The 2,777-nt window shown below is 67.6% G+C and carries 4 protein-coding genes; 3 read left to right on the top strand and 1 reads right to left on the bottom strand.

Annotated features, from left to right (window positions below):
- The coding region (locus G6018_RS11815; RefSeq protein WP_182639694.1) for an ABC transporter ATP-binding protein at nucleotides 1-319 on the top strand (319 nt) is incomplete at its 5' end.
- 21 nt (nucleotides 320-340) lie between these two features.
- On the opposite strand, the gene G6018_RS11810 is transcribed toward G6018_RS11815, so the two are convergent.
- Nucleotides 341-862, bottom strand: coding sequence for a flavodoxin domain-containing protein (locus G6018_RS11810; protein WP_182618084.1), 522 nt, complete (start codon nucleotides 860-862; stop codon nucleotides 341-343).
- Nucleotides 863-1,135: 273 nt separating this feature from the next.
- On the opposite strand from G6018_RS11810, the gene G6018_RS11805 reads away from it, so the two are divergent.
- A complete protein-coding gene (locus G6018_RS11805; RefSeq protein ID WP_182618072.1) occupies nucleotides 1,136-1,837 on the top strand; it encodes a hypothetical protein in 702 nt (233 codons plus the stop codon).
- Between the two features lie 235 nt (nucleotides 1,838-2,072).
- On the top strand, nucleotides 2,073-2,777 hold a 705-nt coding region (locus tag G6018_RS11800), incomplete at its 3' end, for a zinc-binding dehydrogenase (RefSeq protein WP_182639693.1).

Genomic DNA, 2,777 nt, shown 5'->3' with positions numbered 1-2,777 from the left:
TCATCCACTCGATCCGATGCAGGCCCAGATGATCGCCCTGGCCCGCGTGGAGCTGGCCGACCCGGACGTGGTGATCCTCGACGAGGCCACCGCCGAGGCCGGGTCCGCCGGCGCCCGCCGCCTCGACGCGGCAGCGGCCGCAGTGCTGAAGGGCCGCGCAGGACTGGTGGTGGCGCACCGGCTGAGCCAGGCCGCGGCCGCCGACCGGATCCTGGTGATGGACCACGGCCGGGTCGTCGAATCCGGGACGCACGAGGAGCTGTTGCGGACGGACGGGCGGTACGCGGAGCTCAGTCGGGCGTGGTTCGGGGGAGAGTGAGCGGATCACCCCACCACGGGGTCAGGGCATCCGCGCCGCCACCGTCTGGCCCCACTGCTCCGCGCGGGCTTCCTCGCCCTCGAGCAGCTGGGTGTGGGTGTCGACCAGGAAACTCTCCGGCTCAGCGACAAGCGTGAATCCCAGCTTCTGCAGGTTCTTCGCGATTCCCTTAGACGCCCGCCCGGTGAGGATCGCGGGTTTGTCGACGCGCGTATCGAACGCGGCAGCAGCCCCCTCGCGCCGGGAGAGCTCGCCCAGCCAGTCCCTGATCCCCGCAGCGGCCACGTCGGGCTCTATCGTCAGGTCACTATCCGGTTGGTCGGCGGCCTCGACCGCGCCACGCCGGGTCGACTCGCGACTCATCCCGTGCACATGGGTGGGGCCGCCCACGATCACCAGGTCATAGACGGAGGTGTCCTCGTCTATCGCGTGCGAGACGGGGACTGCAGTGACGTCGCCCACCAGAGCGACGCCGCGTGCGATGGCATCGGCGATGTCGTGGGTGCAGCCGTACATCGATTCAAAGACGATCAGTGCGCGCATCGTGCGTGCCACCCCGCTCGACTACCGGTGAGAGCGCATCGCGACCGACCGTTCAGGGGCGCCACGTCTGTTTCTCACTCGATCCTCATCCTTCACCGCGTCTGAGGTGAGCGCAATAGTGGCGGGGGAACCGCGTTGATGACGACGACAACGTCGATCGCCGCGCCCGGTCTGCAAATCAAGCCAGGGCTGCGTCCCACCTGATCTACGGCCGCGAGCATTGTAGATAAGAACTCTATTGTGAATGTGAACTGTGTCACCTAGGGTCTGTCCATGAAGTCAAAGTTTGTCACCGGACTCGCGCTCGGCGCGAGTGTCGTGCTGGCCGGCCCACAGTTCGCCCACGCGGATCCAGCCGCCTTCGACGTCTCCGGCGTGTTCACCAACGGCTGTGGTGACGGTTCGGCCTGGATCGAGCTCAAGGACGACGCCAACGCGGTCGTCGCTTCGCAGAACATCACCGACGGCGGGGCGTTCAGCTTCCCGAATGTGGAGGACGGAGACTACCGGCTCGTGCCGTACGCCCCGGCCGGGTGCGGGCCGACGCCGTACCCCGGAGGCGCCGCCGTCACCGTCGACGGCGCTGATATCACCGGTGTCGATGTGGGACTCGTGGTAGTCCACTCGATCTGGGGAGTGGTGACGGGCTGCGACGCTGGCGAGGGCAATGGTCTCAACGGGGTCGAGGTCTCCCTCGATATCGACACCGAGGCGCTGACCTACAGCGCCATAACCCGCAGCCGCTCGCTCACTGAGGACGGGCAGTTCTTCTTCCAGTACCTGCCCGCCACGGACGGCTACACGGTCACGGTCACGCCGCCGGAGGGCTGCGAGATCGCTGACCCCACCGTCGTCATTGACCTCTCCGATGACGATGTCGAGGACGTGTCGTTCGCGCTGGATCGCGCACCCGGGCCGTTCGGAAGCCTCGGCTCGCTCGACCCCTTCGGCTCGACAGGGTCACTGGGCTCGTAGAAACTGCGCTCGTAGAAACTGCGCTCGTAGAAGCAGCGAGAAACCGCCAGGGGGGCGTTCGTTCGCCCCTCTGGCGGTTTTTTCGTCGACCCCTCTTTCTCACGTGTGTCTCTGTGCTTCACTCGCACGCCCTGCTCGCTGATCTCGTGGGTGTCTTCGCCGATTTGTAGCTTAAGTGAAGTCAGTTCATTTACTGTGGTGTGAACTGGCCCACACAACGATCGGTAGGGATCGCATGACCGACACGGCGATGAACGACACGACGACCGGCAACGCAGCACAGGGCAACCGCGAGGTTCGCCTGGTCAGGCACCCCGATGGTGCCCTGGCGGCGGATGATCTCGAGGTGGTGCCCACCGAGATGCCCGTCATGGCTCCGGGGCACGTGCTCATCCGGAACACCCTGCTCTCGGTGGACGCGGCCACCCGACTGCGCCTCGATCCCGTCTCGCCTCCCGGGTACCTGCCGGCGCTCAAGCCGGGGGAGGCGCTCGCCGGGATGGTGGTCGGCGAGGTGGTCGAGTCGGACGCGGAGGGGTACGCACCCGGGGACCTGGTGCACCACGACCTCGGCTACCGCGACTACGCCTTGGTCGATCCGGAGAACCAGGCCCTCGGCGTGGCCGGCGCGCTGTCCAAGTTGGACCGCGAGCTGGGCCCGCCCGAGCTCCAGGTGGGGCTGCTCGGCATGACCGGGCTCACGGCGTGGGCGGGGATGTTCGTGGTGGCCTCCCTCAAGCCCGACGACGTCGTGTGGATCTCCGCGGCCGCCGGCGCGGTGGGCAGCGTCGCGGCGCAGCTCGCCAAGGCGCACGGGTGCCGGGTGATCGGCAGCGCCGGCAGTGCCGAGAAGGTCACCTATCTCAAGGACGTGCTCGGGCTCGACGCCGCGTTCAACTGGCGTGACGGTCTGGACGGGCCGCTCAGCGAGTTCGCGCCC

Origin of the sequence: Dietzia sp. DQ11-44 (genome assembly GCF_014145205.1) — a bacterium.
Classification (GTDB): Bacteria; Actinomycetota; Actinomycetes; order Mycobacteriales; family Mycobacteriaceae; genus Dietzia; species Dietzia natronolimnaea.
The sequence above is the reverse complement of the archived record's forward strand: the minus strand, read 5'-3'. Positions and strand labels throughout refer to the sequence as shown.